Raw genomic sequence first — 15974 nt, 5'->3', positions numbered from 1 at the left:
GTGGCTGACGATCCGTCCGAAACCGTTCGCCTCACGTACCGCCGAGTTTCACATGGGGTCCACAGGACCCTTCCCTGACGTTTGGTGCTCTTGGAACACTCCAACCGCGCACATTCCATCACCATCCGGCCGACCGGGCCCGTCAGGACAAGAGGTCACCCACCCATGCCTCAAGTGAATCGGCGCCGTTTCCTCCAACTCGCCGGCGGCACCGCGGCCTTCACCGCGCTGTCCAACAGCATCGAGCGGGCCGCGGCGCTGCCCGCGCACCACCGCTCCGGCACGATCGACGATGTCGAGCACATCGTCGTCCTGATGCAGGAGAACCGTTCCTTCGACCACTACTTCGGCTCGCTGAGAGGTGTCCGAGGCTTCGGCGACCCGCGTCCGGCCACGACGTCGGGCAGCAAGTCGGTCTGGTACCAGTCGGACGGCACCAAGGACGTGCTCCCGTTCCGGCCCGAGGCGGACAATCTGGGCCTGCAGTTCATCCAGGACCTCCCGCACGGCTGGAGCGACGGGCACGCCGCCTTCAACAAGGGCAAGTACGATAAATGGGTGCCCGCCAAGTCGTCGACGACGATGGCATACCTGACGCGCGAGGACATCCCGTTCCACTACGCGCTCGCCGACGCGTTCACCATCTGCGACGCCTACCACTGCTCGTTCATCGGCTCCACCGACCCGAACCGCTACTACATGTGGACGGGCTTCACGGGCAACGACGGCAAGGGCGGCGGCCCGGTCCTCGGCAACGACGAGGCCGGGTACGACTGGACGACGTACCCCGAGCGTCTCGAAGCGGCCGGGGTCTCCTGGAAGATCTACCAGGACGTGGGCGACGGTCTGGACGCGAACGGCTCCTGGGGCTGGATCTCCGACGCCTACCGCGGCAACTACGGCGACAACTCGCTGCTGTACTTCAACCAGTACCGCAACGCCAAGCCCGGCGACCCGCTCTACGACAAGGCCCGCACCGGCACCGACGCCCGCAAGGGCGAGGGCTTCTTCGACCAGCTGAAGGCCGACGTCCAGGGCAAGAAGCTGCCCAAGATCTCCTGGGTCGTCGCGCCCGAGGCGTTCACCGAGCACCCCAACTGGCCTGCCAACTACGGCGCTTGGTACATCTCCCAGGTCCTCGACGCGCTCACCTCCGACCCGGAGGTGTGGAGCAGGACGGCCCTGTTCATCACGTACGACGAGAACGACGGCTTCTTCGACCATCTCGTGCCGCCGTTCCCGCCGCAGACCGCCGCGCAGGGCAAGTCCACGGTCGACGTCGGCCCGGACCTCTACCAGGGCGACGCGAGCCGCACGGCAGGACCGTACGGGCTCGGCCAGCGTGTGCCGATGCTCGTCGTCTCGCCCTGGAGCAAGGGCGGTTACGTCTGCTCCGAGACGCTCGACCACACCTCGATCATCCGGTTCATGGAGCGCCGTTTCGGGGTGCACGAGCCCAACATCTCGCCCTGGCGGCGCGCGATCAGCGGCGACCTCACCGCCGCCTTCGACTTCTCCCACAAGGACACGAAGCCGGTCGCGCTGCCGGACACCGACGGCTACCAGCCGCCGGACCACAACCGCCACCCCGACTATGTGCCGACCCCGCCCGCCAACCCGGTCCTGCCCAAGCAGGAGCGCGGCTCGCGCCCGGCGCGCCCGCTCAAGTACGCGCCCCTCGTGGACGGTTCGGCGGACGCGACGGCAGGCACGTTCACGCTCACCTTCGGGTCGGGAGCCAAGGCCGGTGCCGCCTTCCTGGTCACCTCCGGGAACCGCACCGACGGCCCCTGGACGTACACCGCCGAGGCGGGCAAGACGGTCTCGGACACCTGGAACTCGGCGTACTCGAACGGCTCGTACGACCTCACCGTGCACGGACCGAACGGCTTCCTGCGCACCTTCAAGGGCCCCGGCAAGACGGCGGGACCCGAGGTCACCGCGCGGCACGTCGGGAGCAACGTGGAGCTGACCTTCACCAACAAGGGGTCCGGCACGGTCAACCTCAAGCTCACCGACGGCTATGGCGGAAAGCCGCAGTCGTTCAAGGTGCGGGCGGGCGCGACCGTGCGGCACACGGTGGATCTGCGGGCGAGCAAGCGCTGGTACGACCTGACCGTGGTGTCGGACGCGGGCGCGGGCTTCTTGCGCCGGTTCGCCGGACATGTCGAGAACGGTCTGCCGGGTGTGAGCGACCCGGCGATCGTCACCGCCTGATGGTTACCCAACCGCCGGTTGTTTTCCGGCCGTCTCGCGGTAGTGTGCCCCGGTGACCACGCATTCGAACACTCCTGCAGGTTGGTACCCGGATCCGAACGGGGCGCCCCAGACGCTGCGGTACTGGGACGGCTCGCAATGGACCGAGCACACGAATGGGGACCAGCAGGCCCAGGGCGCGCCGCAGGTACCGCAGCAGGCCCAGCAGCCGCAGCAGGCGTACGTTCAGCCGCCCGCCGCGGGTCCCGACCCGCGCGTGCAGAAGCAGGTGCAGCAGCAGGCCGGGGTCGCGCCCAGCGGTGCCGGCGGCGGCACCCTGTTCACCGAGCCGGTCCTGGTGGTGAACCAGAAGGCCAAGCTGATCGAGGTGACCAACGAGTACAAGGTCATGGATCAGCACGGCAACCAGCTCGGGTCGGTCACCGAGGTCGGGCAGGGCGTGATCAAGAAGATCCTGCGCTTCGTCTCCAGCCTCGATCAGTTCATGACCCACAAGCTGGAGATCCGTGACGCGTACGGTCAGCCGCAGTTGCTGCTGACCCGCCCCGCGAAGTTCCTCAAGTCGCGGGTGATCGTGTCGCGTCCGGACGGCTCGCCGGTCGGCGAGATCGTCCAGCAGAACATGATCGGCAAGATCAACTTCGCGATGAACGTCAACGGCCAGCAGGTCGGCGCGATCAAGGCGGAGAACTGGCGCGCCTGGAACTTCGCGATCGTCGACCACGCCGACAACGAGGTCGCCCGGATCACCAAGACCTGGGAAGGCCTCGCCAAGACGATGTTCACCACTGCGGACAACTACGTCCTGCAGATCCACTTCCAGCTCCCCGAGCCGCTGCTGAGCCTCGTGGTGGCGACGGCGCTGACCGTCGACACGGCGCTCAAGCAGGACTCGCGCGGTCTGGGCTGACGGTGACATCGGGCTGACAGCGACATGAGGAAGGGCGGTTGCGGATCTCCGCAACCGCCCTTCTTTCATTGAGGGTCTTCAACTGGTGGGGGTTTGGCTTACGCAGACTGGTTGATGCTGCTTCGCGCCATCGGGACGGTTCCTTTGGCTCTGTCACCCGTTTCCACCTGCCTGGTAACGGTTTCCGCTGTTTTGTGAGTGGGGGCGTTTCTCCTTCTCTGCGTCGTGGGATGGCGATCCGCCCGGGCCACCGCACCCGAAAGACACCGCAACGCACGGGAAACCACGATCATCGCGACGGGACATGGTGAGGCCGTGCCCTTGTGTGATGGTCGTTCGTTAGATCGATCGGAGCGCCGGATGCCGAGGGGCGGCCGCTGCGGGGGACTGACCGGGATCGTGCGAGGAAAAGGGGTGACGGGGATGGCTAAGTTGATGGCGACGGCCACCTGTACCGCCTTTGGTGGTGTCCTGGAGGGCAGTGGTGAGCGGGTCGGGCAGCGGGTCTTGCTGGAACGGGTGGGGTTTCTGGCGGAGTTGAGCCGGGAGCTGACCGGTGCTCTGGTGGCTTCCCGGTGGGATGAGGCCTCGCTGGACGTGCTGGCTGCCGGGGTGGATGAGCGGGGTGATGCGCTGCCGTCCAAGGGATGGATGGCGATGCGCCGCCTCAACTGGCCCCAGACCGTCACTCACGTCACCCCTTTGGCAGGGGTGTATGTGTCGGACCGGGTGCGGCGGGGTGCGGAGGAGTACGCGGCCCGCACCCTGCGGCTGGCCCTGCACCGCCGCAGTATCGTGACCGCGGTCCTGGCCACCTGGCCCGCCGGCCCCCGCCGGCGCAGCGAGGCGGAGTGGACGGCGTTGCGGAAGCTGCTGCCCGCCGGGGTGAGCGGTGCGGAGATCCGCAACCGCACCCGCCAGATCCGTGCCTACGTGGCCGGGCACGGGTGCCTGCCCGCCGGATTGTGCGTCCTGGAGGGGCCGCCACGGGTGGCTGCGCAGGTTGTGCTGGCGGCGATGGACCGTCAGCAGGTCACCCTGGTGCGGGTGGATGAGACCACCGCCCGGCTGCGCATCAAGCTCCCGATGAATGCTGTCCCCGCCACGGGCCGGGACTGGGCCTGGCACGTGATCGACATCCGGCTGCCCGGCACCGTCACCGCGGACGCGGTGCTGCACACCCCGACCCTGCGCCCCACCCCACAGGGCCGGATCGCGGTGGATCTGCCGCACTCCCGGCCCGCCCCGCCCGTCAAGGCGAGCGGGCATATCGTGGCACTCGGCTTCGACTGGGGTGTCACCACCCTGCTCACCGGCATCCTCGGCCGCCTGACCGGCAAAGGACCCACCCGGCGGGTGGTCACCGACGGGCGGCCGCTGGTCTTCGACGCCACCACGGTCAGTGCCGCCCTGCACCGGCTGCGCGGCGTCCGCGAACACCTCGCCGCCAAACGCGATCACCACCGGGCGCTGGCGGACGGGCTCGGCTCCCCGCACCTTCGCTGGGGTGAGCACCTCGATAGGGCCCTGGTGCTGGAGGTCGAGCACGGGCGGGTGTGTGCCCGGATCCGGCACCTGAACAACGCGCTGGCCTGGGCGGCGGCCCGCTGGGCCGTCGACCAGGCGAGAGCGCTCGGCGCCAGCGTCCTCTACCTCGAAGACCTCACCACCCTGGAAGCACGCGGCCACCGGCGCGGTAACGCCCGCCTGTCCGGGCAGGTACGCGGCATCGTGGCCGAGGCGATCCGCCATCTGGGTGCGAGGGCGGGTATCGCAGTGGTCACCGTCCCGGCCCGCGGCACCTCCAGGCTGTGCCCCGGCTGCCTGGCTCCCCTGACCCACCATCCGGCCCCCGACCGGCTGGCCGAGCGCGGCTGGAAGTGGGCGCACTGCACCGGCTGCGGGCTGTCCCTGGACCGCGACCACGCCGCCGCCCGCCGGATCGTCTCCCGCGGCCTGCTCGCCCAAGCCCACACCACCACCGACCGCGCCACCCACACCCGCACCATCCGCACCACCATCGACGCCACCGTGACCCAGGTCCGCCGCCCGAAGAAGACCACCCGCCGCCTGCGCCGCCAACGCCAAACCGAGCAGACCCCGCCCCGCCCGCACGGCCCGAAGACCAAGACCACCCCGGGCAAGGGGCGCCCCACCCCCGGCAGACCCACCCGCCCCCATGGCCGAGACCCCCGGCACCAAGACCCCCCGCACACCGTCCCGCACGCCCCCCAGGGGCAGGTCCCGGGCTCGAAGACTTCCCGCCGTATGCCCGACGTGCGTACGGTCCCCGCCACCACCCCCACCGGGGTGGTCCAGCGTCCGGCGGGGCATGACACCCAGGCACCAGCAGCATCCGGGCCGGTGCCAGGTCATGGAGTACCCGCCCAAGCCCGGGTGGAAGAGGATCTTCTTCCCCCCGGACCCAGGCGGCTCTCACGCAGAACCTGTCGACGACGCACCCGCGCCGCCGAGCGGACCGGCTTCCACCACCTGCACGCCACCCCGGCCCACCCCCTCACCCCGAGGATCGGACCACCGGACAGCGACCGCACACGGCCACGCCGCGCCCGAAAAGCCCGGAAACCCCAGGCACACACAGAGTTCTAGAGACGCTAGAGACTGGTCAGGTGCCCCGAGTTGGGCTGCTTGGGCACCAACGAGGGTTCGTACGTCGCCGACCCGGGCTCCAGCGCCAGCACCGCGGCGACCGGATGGTCGTCGTCCACCACGGGAGGGCCAACGAGTACGGGCTCGGGTGCCGACCGTGACAGCGTCACCACGCCCCAGGCCGCGACCGCACCTCCCACGAGCGCCAGCAGCACGCCCGCCGCGCCGCCCTGAAGGCGTTCGCCGAGCAGGGACAGGCCGATCACCACGGCGGCCACCGGATTGGCGAGCGTCACGACGGCGAGCGGCGCGCCGAGACCGCCCCGGTAAGCGGTCTGCGACAGAAGCAGTCCGCCCGCCGCGAAGGCCGCCACGAGCAGCGCCACCACGACCACTTGGGCGCTCAGCAGCGAGTCCGAGCGGTCCGTCGCGGCCACCGTCACCGTCTGTGTGAGCGCGGAGGCGACACCCGAGGCGAAACCGGACGCGGTCGCGTGCCGCAGCCCCGGCCGCGCGCCCGGCCGCGAGAGTCCGCCGATCAGCACGGCGGTCGTACCGGCGACGGCCAGCGCCTCCGGCACGCTCAGCACGTTGTCGGGCGCGGGCCCGGACGCCGTGACAAGCACCGCGGCAAGGCCGATCAGCGTGAGCGCCGTACCGCGCCACTCGACCGCGCTGACCCGCCGTCCGGCGACCCGCGCCCCCAGCGGCACCGCGGCCACCAGGGTGAGCGCGCCGAGCGGCTGTACCAGCGTGAGCGTCCCGTACTTGAGCGCGGCGACATGCAGCAGCGCGGCCGACGCGTTCAGCACGACCGACCACCACCAGGCACCGCTGGCCAGCAGGCGCAGCACGCCCGCGTCGGCGGTCCGGGAGGCGAGCCGCTCCTGGGACACGGCCGCGGCGGCGTACGCGACGGCGGAGAACAGCGACAGGACGACGGCGGCGAGAGTGGCGTTCATCGTCCGGCTCCCACGAGCTCGGGCATGTCCGGTACGGAGTCGCCGGCGCGTTGCTTGATACGCCCCGCGGTCGTCGTTGTCCGGTGCGGCAACTGGATCACCGCGAGCGCGATGCCGAGTAGCGCGGTCGCCACGATCGCGTCGAGCCAGTAGTGGTTCGCCGTGCCGACGATCACCAGCAGGGTGAGCAGCGGATGCAGCAGCCACAGCCAGCGCCACCGGGACCGGGTGGCCGCGATCAGGCCGATCGCCACCATCAGCGCCCAGCCGAAGTGCAGCGACGGCATCGCCGCGAACTGGTTCGCCATCGCGTCGGTCGCGGGATGCGCCCCGTACACCGTGGGCCCGTACACCTGCCCGGTGTCCACGAGGCCCGCCGCTGCGACCAGGCGCGGCGGGGCGAGCGGGAAGGTGAGGTGCCCCAGCAGGGCGGCGGCGGTGAGCAGGGCCAGGACCCGGCGCGCCCATACGTAGTGGGTCGGGCGCCGCAGATAGAGCCAGATGAGGAAGGCCGCGGTGGCCGGAAAGTGGACGGTCGCGTAATAGGTGTTCGCGATGTGCACGAGGGTGTCGCTGTGCAGCAGCGCGCTCTGCACGGCGCCCTCGCCCGGCAGGTGCACGGCCCGCTCCAGGTCCCACACGCGGTCCGCGTTGCGGACGGCCTCGCCGGTGTGACCGGTGGCCAGCTGCCGGCCGACCTTGTAGACGGCGAAGAGTCCTACGACGAGCAGCAGCTCGCGCAGGAGCGGCGGACGGGCGGCCGTGTCGTGTGAGGACGCCGGACGGGCGGCCGTGTCATGCGACGACGGCCGACGTGCGGCTGTGTCGCGCGACGGCGGCCGCGGTATTGCCGCGTCGGCCTCCGGCTCTGATTCGGACTGGGACTCGGACTCTGCAGGCTCGGTACGGGATTCCATCCCCCGGCCCCCTTGTTGACGGTCTTGCGTGGGGTGGTGCGTGGTGAGCCCAGGACAGGGTCCACTCGACACAGGAGTAGGTCCTGTCCAAGGCTCATCGATACGCCAGTGTACCGATACGCAGCCGTACCGGTACACTGGCGTATCGATTAGACTGTGTGAAGCGGACCACCGATACGAGCCGAATCGAGCGAGGAGAAGAGTCATGACGTCGCAGGCTGCGGACGGACCGGAGACGGTCGTCGCCTCGCGCCGCTCCAAGATCACGCCCGAGCGTGAGCAGGAGTTCTACGACGCCGTGCTCGACCAGCTCCGCGCGTGCGGCTACGAGGCGCTGACCATGGAGGGCGTGGCGGTGAGCACCCGCTGCAGCAAGTCCACGCTCTACCGCCAGTGGAAGACGAAGCCCCAGTTCGTGGCCGCCGCACTGCGCGCCAACCGATGCCCGCGGTTCACGGGCATCGACACCGGCTCGCTCGCCGGTGACCTGCGCGCCGCAGCACAGGCCGCGGGGGAGTGGTCCGGCCACGACACTCAGCTGCTCCAGGCGCTCGGCCATGCCGTGACGCAGGACAAGGAACTCCAGCAGGCGCTGCGCGACGCGCTCGTCGAGCCGGAGGTCGCCCAGCTCAAGGAGATGATCCGGCGCGCGGTCGACCGGGGCGAGGTCGCCGCCGACCACCCGGCGCTGGAGTTCATCCCGGCCCAGATGCTCGGCGTCCTGCGCGTGCGCCCCGTCCTCGAGGGCAAGTACGCGGATGCGGCGTATCTCACACAATTCGTGGAGGCGGTCGTGCTGCCTGCACTGGGCCTGACCTAAGACTCAGGCCGCCGTCCGCGGGATGACCGGACGTCGGCCTGCTCGCGCCGCACCGTGGGGACGGGGGCGGCGCGCACCCCCCGGCCGGGTGGGGCTCCTCTTGAGCGGAGGGGCGCCCCACCCGGCCGAACTGTGTCCGCGGGCTATACGTTCTGCCCGTCGCCGCCGGCCCCGGACGCCACCTTGATGCCCTTCGTGATCTCATCGATCACGGACTGCTTGGGCGCCTTGGAGCTGATGTCGACGCCGAAGCGGACCACGACGAGCGACTTGGAGTCGGCCGGGGAGGGGAACACGAGCGACTCGACGTAACCGTCGTCGCCCTTGCTCGTGACGACCTTCCAGCGGACCAGGTAGCCCTTCTCGCCGGCCACGGTGACCGCCTTGGAGGCGAGCTGCGAGTGCGAGGTGATCTTGCCGTAGCCCTTGCCGTACGACTCCGTGGCGTTGTTGGAGATGTCTTCCTTGGCCGCCGCCTCGGCCGTGGTGGCCTTGATGCCCTGCGCCACCGCGGGGGCCGAGTACGCCCCGCCCCGCTGGCACTTCTGCGAGCTGTCGTCGGGGCAGGTGTAGGTGTCGTCCGTCGACACCTGGGCGCCCACCGTGATGCTCGCGCCGGTCCAGCCGTCGGGCACCGGGATGCTGATGCCGCTGACCGCGTCGGTGGCGTAACCGTCCTCGGTCTGCGGCTGCCCGGACTGACCGGGCGCCGGGGTCTGGCCCCCCGACCCACCGGAGCCGCCGGGAACGCCACCAGGGCCGCCCGATCCGCCCTCGCCGTCTCCGGGAGCACCCGTACCGCTCTGGCCGCCACCGGGCCCGCCCTGGCCGTTCTGCCCGCCGGGGCCCTGGGAGTTGGCACTGTTGCTGCTGTTGCCGTCGTCCTTGGTCAGCGCGTACACACCGCCTCCGATGCCCGCCAGGACCGCGATCGCCGCGGCGACGGCTATGCCCGTACGCAGTCCGCGCCGCGGCGAGCCAGGAGGAAGCGCCGGATACGGTCCGGCGGCCGGCGGGTGCGCCGGGGGACCCCATGTGGCGGCCGACTCGACGGTGCGAGTCTGGTCCGTCCATGCCTTGCCGTCCCACCAGCGCTCGGTGGCGGGACTGTCATCTGTCTGCCCGGGGTCGGGATACCAGCCGGGAGGAGTCACCTGCGTCATGGTGCCCACCGTATGAGTCCTGGGTGAAAGGCGGATGAGAGGGCTTCCCGGGTTTCACTTCAGGACGAGCCGTACGGGCTCCCGGTCCGCCCGCGGCGGCAGTCGCAACCCGTCCCTGCCCGGGGTGATCGACCCGAGCACGCTGGGATGCCGGGCCCCGGTGCTCGCCGGGACGGTGCCCGCGAGTCCGTGCAGCGTCAGAAAACCCAGCACGGCGAAGGCGTACGCCTCCTTGGCGGCCGACGGCAGCCCCCACTCGTCGGAAGTGCGCAGCGCCACCCCGGGAAGCTCCGCGTCCAGCATCGCCATGAGGACGGGATTTCGGGTGCCGCCGCCGGAGGCGATCACCTCTGTGGCCCGCACCGCGCGCACGGCGTCCGCGACCGTCCGGGCGGTGAGCCGGGTGAGCGTCGCGATGACGTCCTCGGCGGTCAGCGTCCCGAAGCCCGCCAACGCGTCCCGCAGATAGCCGAGATGGAACAGCTCCTTGCCGGTCGTCTTGGGCGCGGGCAGCACGTAGTACGGCTCCGCGAGCAGGCGCCGGAGCAGCGGCTCGTGGACGGTGCCGCGGGCCGCGAGGGTTCCGTCCACGTCGTAGTCCAGGCGCCCTCCGCTCAGGCCCCGCGTCGCGGCGTCGATCAGCGCGCACGCGGGTCCCGTGTCGAAGGCGGTGCCGTCCGGCGCAGTGAGGTTGGCGATGCCGCCGAGGTTCAGCGCCACCGGCGTCCCCGGCCTGCCCCGCAGCCACAGCAGGTCCACCAGGCTCACCAGCGGCGCGCCCTGGCCGCCCGCGGCGATGTCACGCGGACGGAAGTCGGCGACCACGGGCAGCCCGGTCGCCTCGGCGATCCAGGCGGGCTGCCCGAGCTGGAGGGTGCCGTGGACCTTCCCGTCCTCGACCCAGTGAAAGACGGTCTGCCCGTGCGAGGCGACCAACTCGGCGCCCCCGTCGCACAGTTCACGGTCGGCCCGGACGGCGGTCGCCGCGAAGACCTGCCCGATCCGGGTGTCCAGGCGGCACACCTCGGCCAGGTCGATGGCGGCAGGCGGCAGCGCCGCCGCGAGCGCGTCGCGCAGCTCGGTGTCGTACGCCGCGCTGACGAGTCCGAGCGGCCGCAGCACGAGGTCGTCCCCGTCGAGGGCCAGCTCGGCCGCCGCCGCGTCGATCGCGTCGTACGACGTCCCGGACATCAGGCCGATCACCCGCACTTGTCCAACTCCCTCACGTCTTGGGGCGCTTGGGGAGCGTGGCCAGCGCGAGGACGCTGACGGCGCAGGTCGCCGCCGCGTAGTACGCCGGGATGTCCACGCTTCCCGTCCGCTTGATCGTCTCCGTGATGATGAGGCCCGCGCACCCCGAGAACACCGCATTGGACAGGGCGTAGGCGAGTCCCAGGCCGGTGCAGCGGACGCTCGTCGGGAACATCTCCGAGAGCATCGCGGGCCCGGGCCCCGCCATCAGCCCGACCACGGCACCGGCCACGAACACGCCGACACCCTTCACGGCGCTCGAAGTCCCGCTGTCCTGAAGGAGATTGAGCAGCGGGATCGCCAGCACGGTGACCAGGACGGCACCCGTGAGCATCACGGGGCGCCGCCCGATCCGGTCGCTGAGCAGTCCTGCCGGGATGATCGTGACCGCGAAGCCGAGGTTGGCGAGGACCGTGGCGAGCAGCGCCTGCTGGAAGGTCGCGTTCAGAGTGCTCTGGAGGTACGAGGGGAGCACGACCAGGAAGGTGTAGCCGGCGGCCGCCCAGCCCATGACGCGCCCGGCGCCGAGCGCGATGGCCTGAGCGACCTCGCGCGTCGGCGGTCTCTCGCGCCGGTGCTCGCGCACGAACGACGGCGTCTCGTCCAGCCGCAGCCGAAGCCACAACGCCCCCAGGCCCAGCGGCAGCGTCAGCAGGAACGGCACCCGCCAGCCCCAGGCCTCCAGATCCCCCGGGCCGAGCACCGTGGCCAGCAACGCGGCCACCCCCGCGCCGCCCAGCAGTCCCAGCGCCACCGTGAACGACTGCCATGCCCCGTACAGGCCACGCCGTCCCGGCGGCGCGAACTCCGTCATCACCGAGACCGCGCCTCCGAACTCCCCGCCCGCGGACAGCCCTTGGAGCAACCGGAGGAAGGTGAGCAGCCACGGGGCCAGGGCGCCCAGGGTGGCGTACGTCGGCAGCGCTCCGATCAGGGTCGTCGCGGCCGTCATCAGGACGATGACCACGATCAGCACCGGACGCCGCCCGATCCGGTCGCCGAGGCGTCCGAACAGCGCGGCGCCCACGGGCCGGAAGAAGAACGCGAGTGCGAAGGAGGCGTACGTCTTCACCAGGCCCTCGACCTCGCTGCCGCCCTCCGGTGTGAAGAACCGCGCCGCGATGACGGTCGCGAAATAGCCGTAGACGCCGAACTCGTACCACTCGATGAAGTTGCCCACGGAGCCCGCGAGCAGGGCTCTGCGGGAGTGCTCGGGCCGGGCGGCGCGCAGGTCCGAGTCGTGCGCGGGAGCGCTCATGCCGGTTCCTCCCGGGGCGTGCCGGGGCCGGGCGGTCCCGGCGGAGGCGGAGACTGATGTTGGAAAGTTAGCTTCAATTCGGGGCTGATGACTGTCAATAACTTTCACAGGGGCTGGTGGGCGCTCCGGAGCGTCGACTCCGGAACCCCGTTGTCACTCGTCTCGGCAACTGGTGCCCGGACCCGCCTCCGCGGCGGCTTCCGGGCGGCTAGGCTCGATGCCAGCACGTCGTTTGGGCGACCTGGGGAGGTAGCGGGATGACGGAGGCACGGCCCGGAGTGGTCGCCTCGGCTTCCCTGTGGGAGCGCGACGCGGAAGTCGCCACACTCGAAGAGGCGATCGCCACGCTGCGCGCGGACGCCTCGTCCTCGGGAAGCCTTCTGGTGTTCAGTGGCGAGGCGGGACTCGGCAAGACCGCGCTGCTCGCCGAGGCACGCCGGATCGCGGAGAGCAGCGGCTGCGCGGTGTGGTCGGCACGCGGCGGCGAGACCGTCACGTCCGTCCCCTTCAATGTCGTACGGCAACTGCTGCAACCCGCCCTCGTCTCGCTGATGCCGGAGGAAGCACGCGAATACCTGGGCGACTGGTACCACATCGCGGGCCCCGCCCTCGGCATAACGGATCCCGGGGACCGTCAGCCCGACCCGCAGGGCGTGTGCGACGGCCTGGTCGCGGCGGTGCGGCGGCTGGCCAAGCGGGAGTGGCCGCTCGTGCTGTTCATCGACGACGCGCACTGGGCGGACCAGGAGACCCTGCGCTGGCTGGCCGCGTTCGCCGAGCGGCTCGACGACCTGTCCGTCCTCGTCGTGGTCGCCCGCCGACCGGGCGGAGTCAGCGGCGAGAGCGCCCGGCTGCTCGACGCGGTCGCCGCCGCGGCCCGCCCGATCACCACCTTGAACGCACTCACACCGGCCGCGGCAGCCGGGCTGACCCGCGCCACCGTAGGCGAGCACGCCGACGCGCCGTTCTGCCGCGAGGTGTGGGCGGTCACCGGCGGCAATCCGTACGAGACCGTCGAGCTGCTCGCCAAGGTGCAGGACAGCGAGCTGGAACCGGTCGAGGGTTCGGCCGCCGAACTGCGCGACCTGAACCGCTCGGCGCGCGGCCGCGGACTCGTCGCCCGGCTCGAAGGACTCGGCATCGACGCCACCCGGTTCGCCTGGGCCGCCGCGATCCTCGGCACCGGCATCTCCCTCGACCTCGCCGCCCAGCTCGCCGGCATGCCGAGCGACGAGGCCCAGCGCTGCGCCGAACTGCTCGGCGCCGCCCGCATCCTGACCGGGACCAAGCCGGCGAACGGCCAAGTGCCCGACGGCGAGCTGGAGTTCGTACACCCGCTCATCGCCACCGCGGTCTACCGCTCGATCCCCGACGCCCTGCGCACCGCGATGCACGGGCAGGCCGCGTGGGCGGTCACCGAGTCCGGGCGCGGCGCCGCCGCCGCGTCCCGCCATCTCCTCGAAGTGCACCCGGACGACGACCCCGAACTCGTCGAGCAGATGCGCGAGGCCGCCCGCGAACACCTCGCTGTCGGCGCGCCCGACGCGGCCAGGCGCTGCCTCGAGCGCGCACTCGCGGAACCCCCGCTTCCCGAGGCCCACGCGCGCGTGCTCTACGAACTGGGCTGTGCCACGCTGCTGACCGCGCCCTCCACCACGATCGGCCATCTGCGCGCCGCCCTCGAAAGGCCCGGCCTCGAAGGCGATCTGCGGGTGGACGCCGTCTTCCGCCTCTCCCAGGCACTGCTCCACAACGACCAGCTCGACGAGGCCGTCCGCACGGTCGACGCGGAGGCCGCCCGGCTCGCACCGGGACCCGCCCGGATGCGGCTGCAGGCCGTGCACTACATGTGGGAGGGCATCCACGCGGGCGAGGAGCAGTCCCCGAGGCGCTCCCGCGGTCTCGCCGAACTCGTCAAGACCTGCACCGGCCGGGACAACTCCGAGCGCGCGCTGCTCATACTGCGCGGCTTCGACGCGATGACGCGCGGCGAGAACGCCGAGGAGGTCGCGGAACTCTGCGCCCGCGCCCTCGTCAACGGCCGCCTCGCACCCGGACTCGGCTGGACCGACACCGAGTGGGGCATCGAACTCCTCCTGATGCTCGGCAGCGCGTACGCCTACGCCGACCGCCTCGACCGGGCCGAGAGTCTGTTCAACGAGGCCCTGCGCGCCTATGGGAAGGCCGGCTGGAGCGGCGGCCATCTCTCCCTGGCCAACGCCTACCTGGGTCTGGCGCACCGCAGACGGGGCCGCCTCGCCGACGCGGAGGGCTACCAGCGCGAGTCGCTGCGCCTCGCCGAACGGGTCGGCCGCGGGCTGCCCCTGTACTGGTCGGCGACCTGCGGACTCATCGACACGCTGCTCGCCCGCGGACACGTCCAGGAGGCCGCGGAGATCGCCGACCGCTACGGCTTCGCACCGCCGTACCCGTCCACGATCGTCCTCCCGGACACCCGCTCCGTGCGCGGCCGACTGCTGCTCGCCGCCGGCCGCACGAAGGAGGGCATCAACGAACTGGAGGCAGCGGAGAAGGCCGCCACCGCCCGCGGTCACCACAACACGGTGCTCGCCCCCTGGGCGGTCGACCTCGCCCGCGCGCTCGCCACGGAGGACCCGCCGCGCGCCGCCGCGCTGGCCGCCGACGCCCGCCGCCAGGCCGAGCTTTTCGGCACCGACACGGCCATCGGCGAAGCGCTCCGCTGCGCCGCGGCCCTGGAAACGGGCCAGCGCGCGGTACGGCTCGCCGCCCAGGCGGTCACCTATCTGGAGGCCTCGCCCTGCCAGTACGAACACGCGGCGGCCCGCGTCGAGTACGGCGTCGCCGCCCGGTCGGTGTCCGAACTCAAGAAGGGGCTGACGCTGGCGCGTTCGTGCGGGGCGGACGGGTTGGCGGCACTGGCGGAGCGGACGCTGGCGGAGTTCTAGCCCATCCGGCCGACCATCGGGCTGGTCCGTCCGGCCAGTCCGTCCGGCCAACCTGTTCGGCTAGCCGCCGAGCAGCTGCTCGGTGGTCGCCTCCAGCCCTTTCTGGACCTCCCGGTCGTACGCCTCGGTGTGCGCCCGCGACGGGCTCGTACCGTCGAAGTACCGGCCCGTGCCCAACTCCTGTGTGACCAGGGTCAGTACACCTGCCGCCCCGTCGGCGACGGTGGACCAGGGGGCGACGCCCGCCTCGCGGACCATCGCCGTGTCCATGTACGTGGCGGGGTGCAGGACGTTCACCGAGACACCGCTGTCCGCCAACTCCTCGGCGAGTGCGAACGTATGCGCCGCCAGGGCGAACTTGCTGCGGCAGTACGCCGATACGCCGCTGTAGCCGCGGGTGAGTTCGGGATCGGCGAAGTCCAGGGGCTCCTGGCCGACCGAGCCGACGTTGACGACGCGGGAGGGGGCGCTCGCGCGGAGCACGGGCAGCAGTGCGCGGGTCAGTGCGACAGGGGCGAGGTAGTTCACCGCGAGGCGGAGTTCATGGCCGTCGACGCTCACCTCACGGCCCGCACCGCGCGAACCGCCGCCCACGCCCGCGTTGTTGACCAGCACATCGAGGCGGGGGTGCGCGGCGGCGACCTCCTCGCCCAGCCGTCGCACCTGTGCGAGCGAGGCCAGATCGGCGACGAACCCGTGTGCCCCGCCGCCCTCCGAGCCCTCCGCCCGCAGCTCCGCGACGAGCTGGTCCGTCCGCGTGCGATCGCGTCCGTGCGCGAGGACGACGTATCCGGAGCGGACCAGCTCCAAGGCGACGTAACGGCCGAGGCCGGAGGTGGCGCCGGTGATCAGGACAGTGGGCACGAGGGCTCCGTTCTCAGGGGATCTCCCTCCACCCTAGGCAGCCGCGACCGCTCTTACGAGGTGCCGTTGTCACTA

At 71.4% G+C, this 15974-nt stretch carries 11 protein-coding genes; 5 read left to right on the top strand and 6 right to left on the bottom strand.

The window, feature by feature from the left end; translation table 11 throughout:
- The first annotated feature begins 165 nt into the window (after positions 1-165).
- From ACZ4WS_RS02760 to ACZ4WS_RS02750, 3 genes are all read left to right on the top strand, one after another.
- A complete protein-coding gene (locus tag ACZ4WS_RS02760) occupies positions 166-2217 on the top strand; it encodes a phosphocholine-specific phospholipase C (RefSeq protein ID WP_467976485.1) in 2052 nt (683 codons plus the stop codon).
- A 52-nt stretch (positions 2218-2269) separates the two neighbouring features.
- Positions 2270-3127, top strand: coding sequence for an LURP-one-related family protein (locus tag ACZ4WS_RS02755; protein WP_467976483.1), 858 nt, complete (start codon positions 2270-2272; stop codon positions 3125-3127).
- A 423-nt stretch (positions 3128-3550) separates the two neighbouring features.
- The gene (locus ACZ4WS_RS02750; RefSeq protein WP_467976481.1) at positions 3551-5737 is read left to right on the top strand and encodes a zinc ribbon domain-containing protein; all 2187 of its coding nucleotides are present in this window, start codon (positions 3551-3553) and stop codon (positions 5735-5737) included.
- 5 nt (positions 5738-5742) lie between these two features.
- Here the strand turns inward: ACZ4WS_RS02750 and ACZ4WS_RS02745 are convergent, their stop codons facing one another.
- On the bottom strand, positions 5743-6699 hold the full coding sequence (locus ACZ4WS_RS02745) for a DMT family transporter (RefSeq protein ID WP_467976480.1): 957 nt from the start codon (positions 6697-6699) through the stop codon (positions 5743-5745).
- Positions 6696-7616, bottom strand: coding sequence for a phosphatase PAP2 family protein (locus tag ACZ4WS_RS02740; protein WP_467976479.1), 921 nt, complete (start codon positions 7614-7616; stop codon positions 6696-6698). Before ACZ4WS_RS02740 ends, ACZ4WS_RS02745 begins: the two co-directional genes overlap by 4 nt.
- 205 nt (positions 7617-7821) lie before the next feature.
- Between ACZ4WS_RS02740 and ACZ4WS_RS02735 the strand changes: the two genes are divergently transcribed.
- The gene (locus ACZ4WS_RS02735; protein ID WP_467976477.1) at positions 7822-8436 is read left to right on the top strand and encodes a TetR-like C-terminal domain-containing protein; all 615 of its coding nucleotides are present in this window, start codon (positions 7822-7824) and stop codon (positions 8434-8436) included.
- 143 nt (positions 8437-8579) lie between these two features.
- On the opposite strand, the gene ACZ4WS_RS02730 is transcribed toward ACZ4WS_RS02735, so the two are convergent.
- Genes ACZ4WS_RS02730 through ACZ4WS_RS02720 form a run of 3 tightly spaced genes read right to left on the bottom strand, consistent with a single transcriptional unit; the run spans position 8580 to position 12108 of the window.
- Positions 8580-9599 (bottom strand): DUF2510 domain-containing protein, encoded by a 1020-nt coding sequence (locus ACZ4WS_RS02730; RefSeq protein ID WP_467976476.1) that lies wholly within the window; start codon positions 9597-9599, stop codon positions 8580-8582.
- Positions 9600-9653: 54 nt separating this feature from the next.
- Positions 9654-10808: an anhydro-N-acetylmuramic acid kinase gene (locus tag ACZ4WS_RS02725; protein ID WP_467976474.1), complete on the bottom strand. Its 1155-nt coding sequence runs from the start codon at positions 10806-10808 to the stop codon at positions 9654-9656.
- 13 nt (positions 10809-10821) lie between these two features.
- Positions 10822-12108, bottom strand: a complete 1287-nt coding sequence (locus tag ACZ4WS_RS02720) for an MFS transporter (RefSeq protein ID WP_467976473.1) — start codon at positions 12106-12108, stop codon at positions 10822-10824.
- A gap of 257 nt (positions 12109-12365) precedes the next feature.
- On the opposite strand from ACZ4WS_RS02720, the gene ACZ4WS_RS02715 reads away from it, so the two are divergent.
- Positions 12366-15035, top strand: coding sequence for an ATP-binding protein (locus ACZ4WS_RS02715; protein ID WP_467976472.1), 2670 nt, complete (start codon positions 12366-12368; stop codon positions 15033-15035).
- 60 nt (positions 15036-15095) lie between these two features.
- Here the strand turns inward: ACZ4WS_RS02715 and ACZ4WS_RS02710 are convergent, their stop codons facing one another.
- Entirely contained in the window at positions 15096-15899 is an 804-nt protein-coding gene (locus ACZ4WS_RS02710; protein ID WP_467976470.1) for an SDR family NAD(P)-dependent oxidoreductase, read from the bottom strand.
- Positions 15900-15974 lie beyond the last annotated feature (75 nt).

The organism is Streptomyces sp. NPDC029292 (assembly GCF_055569295.1).
This window is presented reverse-complemented; position numbering and strand designations above follow the sequence as displayed.

Coding starts and splice junctions, on each gene's coding strand:
- ACZ4WS_RS02760 (WP_467976485.1), top strand. CDS start 166: ATGCCTCAAGTGAATCGGCGCCGTTTCCTCCAACTCGCCGGCGGCACC.
- ACZ4WS_RS02750 (WP_467976481.1), top strand. CDS start 3,551: ATGGCTAAGTTGATGGCGACGGCCACCTGTACCGCCTTTGGTGGTGTC.
- ACZ4WS_RS02745 (WP_467976480.1), bottom strand. CDS start 6,699: ATGAACGCCACTCTCGCCGCCGTCGTCCTGTCGCTGTTCTCCGCCGTC.
- ACZ4WS_RS02740 (WP_467976479.1), bottom strand. CDS start 7,616: ATGGAATCCCGTACCGAGCCTGCAGAGTCCGAGTCCCAGTCCGAATCA.
- ACZ4WS_RS02735 (WP_467976477.1), top strand. CDS start 7,822: ATGACGTCGCAGGCTGCGGACGGACCGGAGACGGTCGTCGCCTCGCGC.
- ACZ4WS_RS02730 (WP_467976476.1), bottom strand. CDS start 9,599: ATGACGCAGGTGACTCCTCCCGGCTGGTATCCCGACCCCGGGCAGACA.
- ACZ4WS_RS02720 (WP_467976473.1), bottom strand. CDS start 12,108: ATGAGCGCTCCCGCGCACGACTCGGACCTGCGCGCCGCCCGGCCCGAG.
- ACZ4WS_RS02715 (WP_467976472.1), top strand. CDS start 12,366: ATGACGGAGGCACGGCCCGGAGTGGTCGCCTCGGCTTCCCTGTGGGAG.